The sequence below is a fragment of the Sporosarcina contaminans genome (assembly GCF_042679045.1).
In the GTDB taxonomy this organism is placed as follows: Bacteria; Bacillota; Bacilli; order Bacillales_A; family Planococcaceae; genus Sporosarcina; species Sporosarcina contaminans.
In genome coordinates this window covers 1-7,871 of the sequence record NZ_JBHTLT010000012.1, presented here as the reverse complement: position 1 = coordinate 7,871, position 7,871 = coordinate 1, and the positions used below count along the sequence as shown (strand labels likewise).

11 protein-coding genes are annotated in these 7,871 nt (G+C 41.2%); all 11 read left to right on the top strand.

Features of this window, described 5'->3' with window-relative positions; all coding sequences use genetic code 11:
* Window positions 1-373: hypothetical protein (locus tag ACFQ38_RS01755; RefSeq protein ID WP_381479631.1), on the top strand; the 373-nt coding region annotated here is incomplete at its 5' end.
* Window positions 370-1,185, top strand: coding sequence for a phage tail family protein (locus ACFQ38_RS01750; RefSeq protein ID WP_381479577.1), 816 nt, complete (start codon window positions 370-372; stop codon window positions 1,183-1,185). The genes ACFQ38_RS01755 and ACFQ38_RS01750, both read left to right, overlap by 4 nt.
* 12 nt (window positions 1,186-1,197) lie before the next feature.
* On the top strand, window positions 1,198-3,642 hold the full coding sequence (locus ACFQ38_RS01745; RefSeq protein WP_381479578.1) for a hypothetical protein: 2,445 nt from the start codon (window positions 1,198-1,200) through the stop codon (window positions 3,640-3,642).
* The gene (locus tag ACFQ38_RS01740; protein WP_381479579.1) at window positions 3,642-3,800 is read left to right on the top strand and encodes a hypothetical protein; all 159 of its coding nucleotides are present in this window, start codon (window positions 3,642-3,644) and stop codon (window positions 3,798-3,800) included. The genes ACFQ38_RS01745 and ACFQ38_RS01740 overlap by 1 nt, the downstream gene beginning before the upstream one ends.
* Window positions 3,797-3,943 carry a hypothetical protein gene (locus ACFQ38_RS01735; RefSeq protein WP_381479580.1) on the top strand — a complete coding sequence of 49 codons (147 nt, stop codon included), beginning with the start codon at window positions 3,797-3,799 and terminating at the stop codon, window positions 3,941-3,943. The genes ACFQ38_RS01740 and ACFQ38_RS01735 overlap by 4 nt, the downstream gene beginning before the upstream one ends.
* A gap of 13 nt (window positions 3,944-3,956) precedes the next feature.
* Window positions 3,957-6,056: a phage tail protein gene (locus ACFQ38_RS01730; RefSeq protein WP_381479581.1), complete on the top strand. Its 2,100-nt coding sequence runs from the start codon at window positions 3,957-3,959 to the stop codon at window positions 6,054-6,056.
* A 67-nt stretch (window positions 6,057-6,123) separates the two neighbouring features.
* Window positions 6,124-6,282, top strand: a complete 159-nt coding sequence (locus tag ACFQ38_RS01725) for a hypothetical protein (protein ID WP_381479582.1) — start codon at window positions 6,124-6,126, stop codon at window positions 6,280-6,282.
* 49 nt (window positions 6,283-6,331) lie between these two features.
* Window positions 6,332-6,487 carry a hypothetical protein gene (locus ACFQ38_RS01720; protein ID WP_381479583.1) on the top strand — a complete coding sequence of 52 codons (156 nt, stop codon included), beginning with the start codon at window positions 6,332-6,334 and terminating at the stop codon, window positions 6,485-6,487.
* 97 nt (window positions 6,488-6,584) lie between these two features.
* The gene (locus ACFQ38_RS01715) at window positions 6,585-6,962 is read left to right on the top strand and encodes a hypothetical protein (RefSeq protein WP_381479584.1); all 378 of its coding nucleotides are present in this window, start codon (window positions 6,585-6,587) and stop codon (window positions 6,960-6,962) included.
* Window positions 6,963-6,973: 11 nt separating this feature from the next.
* On the top strand, window positions 6,974-7,222 hold the full coding sequence (locus tag ACFQ38_RS01710; RefSeq protein ID WP_381479585.1) for a phage holin: 249 nt from the start codon (window positions 6,974-6,976) through the stop codon (window positions 7,220-7,222).
* The coding region (locus ACFQ38_RS01705; RefSeq protein ID WP_381479586.1) for a peptidoglycan recognition protein family protein at window positions 7,222-7,871 on the top strand (650 nt) is incomplete at its 3' end. The genes ACFQ38_RS01710 and ACFQ38_RS01705, both read left to right, overlap by 1 nt.

Here is a 7,871-nt window from a genome sequence, read left to right as displayed (position 1 = left end):
TTCCACAATTAGAAAGGCATTGCAAGTCAAATCTCCATCCCGTGTCACTACAGAAATCGGGGAATTTGTTGGCGAAGGTTTAATGGTCGGTATGGAAAACATGCTGGACGACATCAAACGTTTAGCAGCTCGAATGGGTAGCTTTGCGGTGCCAACTATGCCTGATGTTGCTATGGGTGCGGTGAGCGGTGGAGGATTTACTTCAAATCGAAACGTAAGTCAATCGCAGGAGAGCAATCAAACTTTCCTTATCCAACCTACGCCGATTTATTTAGATGGTCAGATAATCGGAGAAGCAGTCTTTGACGTGGTTGATGTGAAAATGGACAGTAAGCGAACATCACAGTTGCGGTACGGGGGGTGGAAAAAGTGAGCATATCAATCGAAACATTAGACGGGACAAAATATGACTTAAAACATTTTGGTATAATCCCCCTGACTTTCACCGTTGATTCTCCAATCCCTCGTCATTACAAAGAAGATGTGGAAGGCAGGGAGGGTCACATTGATCTTGGAACAACGTTTGAAGGTCGGACGATGCGTTGTACATTCATGCTCAAAGCGAAGGATAAATTCGACTATGTATTGTTGCGTAATGAAGTTTTCCGCTTATTTGATGCACGACAACATTTTTACATTATTGATAAATATGAGCCGCGAAAAAGATGGCTTGTGAAAACAGCAGAAATGTATACACCGGAAAAAGCAACGATTAGGGTAGGAAGATTGGAAATTCAATTTCAATCTCCTTCTCCTTACGCCGAATCTTACGGAACTACACTTGATCCATTTACTTTTACAGACGAAAAGTGGCAAGTCGGGCAAGGTGTTATTTCCGAGGACTTAGTTTACGCTCACAACACAACAACATTTCGTATATATAACGGATCCGATATCGAAATCGACCCAAGAGAAATTCCGCTGAAAATTAAATATCAAGGTGCGTCAAACAAATTGAAAATCAGAAACAATACTACCGGTGATGAATGGCAGTTCAACGGTACCTCAACGGTAAATGACACTATCATTCTCGATGGAATACGATCCCTAAAAAACGGATTGACCATATTCGGCCAAACTAACCGAAAACTAATAACGCTCGAAAAAGGATGGAACGACTTCACCTTGTCTGGTGCGAGTGGTTCTTTTTTGATTTCGTTTGATTTTAGATTTTACACAATATAAGGCGGTGATATAGTGAGTCGTTATAGGACAATTAACGTCAATTTAGATAGGCAGTATCGTAACGATCTAAATTGGAATTTTGAACAAATTGGTATCGATCTGACCAATATGGAAGCTGGACTAAACACAGTTGTAGAAGATTTAATTGGCGGCGGGTTTATCGAGAGTCTTGAAGCGGCGAGAGACAATGCCAATGCAGCGGCAACTCATGCAAGTAGTGAAGCCCAATACGCAACTACACAAGGGTCCTTTGCCAAGTCACAAGGCGATTATGCAAAAGCGCAAGGTGATTACGCAAAGCAGAAAGGTGACTATGCAGACGAAAAAGCGGTTGCGGCAGACGAAGCAGCAGGACGAGCTAACACTGAAGCGACCGGACTAGAAGCGTTGAAAATCGCAGTAATCGATGCAACGCAAGCGGCGAATACCCAAGCAGACAGAGCTGACGTAGCAGCTACTAGCGCTGAAGCTTCGGCTCAATATGCAAAAGAACAAGGCGACTATGCCAAACGGATGGCCGATGATATAGCAGATAAATCTGGTGTTACAAGTATCAACGGAAAGTCCGGGGCTGTCACATTAACTGCTGATGATGTAGGTGGTATTCCAACATCAGAAAAAGGTACAGCTGGCGGGGTCGCCATGTTGAATGAAGAAGGAAAAGTCGTGGATGCGCTCGGTAACGAAGTTGAGGGGAAAGTGACCTCCGTAAATGGTCTAACAGGCGATGTTGTAATAAGCACCGCTGATATTGGAGCAGCGACACCAGAAGAAGTCCAAAAGGATATTGGGACGGCGATTGCGCCACTTACGACGCAACTTGCTAATCACGAATCTCGGCTTAACCAGCTTGAAAATGATACAGGTAAAGTTGCTGCTAATGTTACAGGTTTATACCGAGAAACTGCATGGCTCAAACTAAAACAAGAAGCCAAGGACCGTATAGATGGTGGTGTAACATTTGCGGATGATTTCAGTGGGAATCGGTTTGGATTCTCGTTAAACGAATCAGAAAGTCAAAGCATCAAAATACGTGATGGAAAAATGGTGATGATTGAGGATTTAAAAACATCACATTCGGCGGTTGACGAAGTTGTTGTAAATCAAGCGTACAGCACAGCAGGTAACGGGGGCAGAAAAATTGTGCAACTGGATAACGGTTGGATTGTGGCAGTTTGTAGAAATTCACTTACCACAACACAAGGGTCTTTCTATTTCTTTCTAAACAAGTTAGATGGAGAAGGTTTTAAACCTCTTTGCTATATGCAAAATACCTCTTCCCCCATAGGGGACTCAATAGCTATTGCTTCTAAAGGAGAAATAGTTCATGTTGTATGTTCAAACAACAATGCAAGTGTAGTTAGTATTTCATTCAATGTTAAAACTGTTTTAAATACAAACTTATTTAAAGGTGGAGGGCTAAAAAGTATAGATATCGGTCAAACCGCAATAGGCAATGTTTCCTTAGCCATCGACCCATCGAACGGACAATTGCATGTAGCATGGGCTTCTAAAAACGCAACATTCCCGAATGTTTTTAATATCCGTTATTCAAAGAGTATGGATAGTGGATTTACGTGGAGTGAGGTTGAACAAATAACAACAAGCGCAAAGGACTATAGCTCTAACCCATCCATTGTAGTTATTAACAGAGAGCCAATTATCGTAGCAGAAAGATCGAATGGCATATTCATCTATAAGAAAACAGGACTGCCATATTTGCGTGATGAAATCGCAAGTTGGACGTACAATATTATTCTTTCTTCCGAAACCTACAAATATCAATCTCCATCTGCAGTCGTAGGTAAAGATGGCGCGATTCATGTGGCGTGGCATGGTTCTGACAGTTCTACAGCGTATTTCAATATTCATTATCGGAAATCTGAAGACGGAGGAATTAGTTGGTCAAGAGTGGAGAAACTAACCAATGAAACAACTACAAATACCATTAACCCATCTATATCTGTTAATAGTGAGAATAAGATTTTTATCGCATTTCTTAAAACAAGAAACAACTCTTCGTTCTTTATAAAACATGATGTAGCATGGTCTGAACCAATACTATTAGGTAAAGGGGAAGATCCGTCAACACTTGATAATAATTCACTGAATTTCGAGATACCACTTACAGTTCGAAAGGAAACAAATAGTGTCTTGTTTAATGGTGAGTGGACTGAAACTGTTGAAGAACCACGAACGACAGCGACAGCAGTTTATGATATTCCCTCCACAGACTATGTGGGTGCTTTTGTGCAGAAAGAGGGAGCAATCACAGTTTCAGCTTTCCTGAATAATATCCTGATGGATTCTGTACTAGATGACGATGAATACAAATTCGAAACAGCTGAGTTACTTCCTTCACCTGTTCCGGCAAAATTGCGGATTGAGTTATCGAGGCAAACGATTGACGGTGGAGAAAATGATGCAATCACACGAATTTTAGGAGGTCGAGCATGATGGGAAAGATTAAAATTCCAACTCCTGAAGAAAGACGTATCATGGAATTAGAGCGTGAAAATAAGCAGTTGAATCAAAAAATCAACACACAAGATGAAATAATCGGAGAGTTGCTATTTGAAATAATTCCACAGATAACGGAAGGAGGACAGCAATGATGGCAATGTACATGGCAATGAAAATAATGGATGGCAGTCAAGCTTACGAGTTTATTTTCAGTGTGTCAGTTTATAAGAAATATCAAGATGATGTTGATGCTATCTTAATTGCGGAAGGTAAACAAGATTTAATTAAACGGTAAAGAGGGTGATACTTTGATTGTCACACACATTGACGGTCGTAGCGAATTACTGACCGACTATAAATCATTACAACGCAAAAGGAAAGTGAATGGGGAATACTCACTTTCTTTTTTGTTGTTTAAAACTGATAGAAACGCACATTCATATCCTCTTGCTGTAGAAGAAAGTTTAATTGAATATGACGGCCAAGAATACCGAATCAAGAAGATGTCAGAAAAGACAATTGGCAAAACTCCTGTTAAGCAAATTCAAGCAGATCATATATTTTTTGATCTTGTGGATTGTTATCAATACGAAACCATATCAGGTGCAAAGCAATTGACGGTATGTCTTGCGTTTGCTTTAGAGGGCACGGGTTATAGGTTCGAAGTGGTTGATCCCTTTGCATCAGTCGAGTTTGAGAACTTCGGTAATGACAATGCTTTGTCTTTAATCCAAACATGCCTCAATCGATTTGGTGCAGAGGTTGAAATCAACGGTAAATATCTTCGCTTTTATCGACGGATTGGCAGGAAAACAGATATTCAGTATCGTTATAAGCACAATATTAAAACCATCGAAAAGCATGTGGACAGTTCAAATCTATCAACTTATATCAAGGGATTTGGAAAGCAGAATGAAGATGGCTCATATGTTGTCACTGCTGACTACCTATCACCTTTGCACACGTATTACGGTATTCGCCATGCGAAGCCTGTATATGATGAACGTTACACAACATATAGCGGATTGCTTGAACGCTTACAAAACGACTTGCAAGATACACCGGAAATTAGCATCACGTTAGAAGCGGTCGAACTGAAAAAGGCCGGCATTAATACGGAGCAACTTGAACTTGGTGATGATGTCTTCACGATTTACGAACCTCTTGATATAGACATTAATGCGCGGATTGTGGAAATCATCGAATTCCCGGAAGAGCCAGTATCTAACCAATTTACTATTGCTAATTTTAGGGGTAGTGTGGTCGATAGCATTGCGGATTTCCAACGGACAAAAGACCGAATCGATGGTATATTTGAAGGAAAGGAAAAACTACCGTTTAATGTGCTGGATGACGCAGTTCAACGTGCCACGCTTGCTTTGCAGTCTGCGCAGACAGAACTTGAATTTGAAAACGGCATCATAGCGAGAGATCCCAGTGACGCTAACAGACTTATGATAATAACATCGACAGGTATTGGAATAAGTACTGATGGTGGCAAAACGTTTAAAGAAGCAATCACAGCAGATGGCTTTGTTTTATCAGCTGGTGCAATCGGCCAATTATCGGCAAACAATATCACCATTGGGAACGGCACTAAATTCGAACCAGGGTATGATCCTAAAGAAATGAATGATATGTTGACGGTGTGGAAGTATCCTGGTACTACCCTTATTGATGGTGGCTCGATTTTCACTAATTCAATTGATGTAAATAGCATAAAAGTTGGTACATTATTGGGGTTTAAAATCCAGACCAAAACTGGTTCCGATCAAATAACAATCGAAAATAGATCGATTGATATTATCGATGCTGACAACATTATTAGATTATCCACAAAGGGTGCTCTTTTTGATGGCCCGTCGATTGATTTTGATTTATACGAAAGAGGAAATCAAGCGAGCATTGGTTATCAAAACAGTGGATTAACTATGTTTTCAGGCGGAATCATCCGAATACATGCAATAGATTTTTTGAGTCTAGGATCATCCAATTCGACTGTAGACTTAGACAGCAACACGCGAGTTCGAGGTGACTTTAATGTAATTGGTGCTAAAAACGCATCGGTACCAACTTCGATAGGTATGGTCAATGTTTCAGCCTATGAGACTGCGGAATACTACTTCGGGGATATTGGACGCGGTGAAGTCGTCAACGGTGAATGCATAATCGATATTGAGTCCTTATTTGCGGAAACAGTCAACACGGAGATTCAATACGAAGTCTTCCTTACTCCTTACGGTCCTGGTCAAATTTACGTAGATCCGGAAAGCATGACGGCTGATAGCTTTATCGTCAAAGGCGACGACATCCCATTTGCTTACGAAATCAAAGCTAAGCGGCGAGGTTATGAAGACGTGCGTCTGGAAGCCACCTATGAAAGCGAGGTCGAGTCTGTTGCGTATTAAAATGCTGCGGAAGAATGATACCGGCGAGGTTGAGGAATTCTTTGTTCATAGCTGGGAGGGGAAGCAGTTGCTTGATACCCAGCGGAAGAAGTACCGACAGCTGGAATATGGGATTTCGGCAGAAGTAAATCGAAAGCAAGCACTTCGGCAGCGGCAGAAGTTGGCGCGGGAGTTGCGGGTGATTAAGAAAGAATTGGCAGGCATGCGGAATGAGATTGTGTGGTAGAAGGATTATCCCTTCACCTTGTCGAAAGATGTAGATGGAGGGGATAACTATGAATCCATTAATCGAAAAACACAATGACATTTTACAAGAAATCGAGGATAGACTAAAGTTTCTCGAAAAAGAATATCAGAATTACGAGGAACAATCGGCTATCATCGAAGAAATTCTGCAGAAGGTGAAGCAACTATATTTACTTAACAAATGAGAACGTCCACACGGGGGCGTTCTTTTTATTTATCCATATTTAGAGAAAAGGGGTCGTGAGGTGAATCATGCCAGATAAGGATAAGGAGGCGTTTAGCGTGTATGACAAAGTACGTCAACACGATGATGCCATTAACGATCATACCGAAAGGATATTAAATCTTGAAGAAGCCGATAAGCGACATGAAGCACGGTTAAAATTGTTAGAGGATAACGCTATACGCTTGGAAAATACCGTCATGTCAGAAGCGAGGGAAACGCGATCAACAATGGAGCGCAACACAGATAGGCTTTATGATATTGTGGAAAACGCAATGACTATTTCAGCTACACAAGAAACACAGCGACACGAGCTGAAACTGACAAAATGGGATAAAGTTACAACTATTTTACTTAAAGCCGGGGGTGGCTTAGTAGGGTTAGCAAGTGCCGGCGGAGCAATTTATTATATGATAGATCATTTTCTTAATAAATAGGAGGAATCATAATGGATGACAAATTAAAACAATATATCGGATTTATCGGGGGTGCTCTTGGGGGCATCCTTTTATTTTTGCAGTCGATGGGCATTGAGTTGGCACATTTTAATGACGATACAATTCAAGCATTTACGGAAATGCTATTGTCGTTTGTTCCGCTCGCTCTGGTAGTATATGGCGTGTGGAAGAATCAATATATCTTTACTGACAGGGCTAAGAAGCAGGAACAGGAATTGAAGCATAAGGGGCTGAAATAATGGCATACGCAATCATCAATAATTACATTGATCGGTCGCTATATCCTTTGAAATCACCTTACGAAATGAAGCCCGAATATATAACCATCCACAATACCTATAATGATGCTACAGCATTAAACGAGATCGCCTACATGCACCGTAATAAGACTGCTACATCTTATCATGTCGCTATAGATGATAAGCATGCTGTACAAGCGATACCGTTTAACCGTAATGCTTGGCATGCAGGGGATGGACAAGGACCTGGCAATCGGAAGTCTATCGGAATTGAAATTTGTTATTCGAAGTCGGGCGGTCCGAAATATGCTGCAGCCGAAGCAAATGCAATCGAATATATAGCACATGTACTTAAACAGTACGGCTGGGGCATTGATCGGGTAAAGTGGCATCGTGATTGGAGTGGAAAGAAATGTCCACATCGGATTATTGATGAAGGACGGTTACAAGAAGTCAAAAATAGGATTGCCGCAAAGCTTGCTCAATTAAATGGCGTGGCTTCCACACAGGGCGAAAAGGAGGTAGACGAAATGGCTCAAACATTACCCAAGACGCAACAAGACGACATGAGAGCGCTTTTAAAGCGCGCGTACACTGATAAGGTGTTTAGTGTCGATCACTCAACCAAAGTCGATAAGATGACACGTGG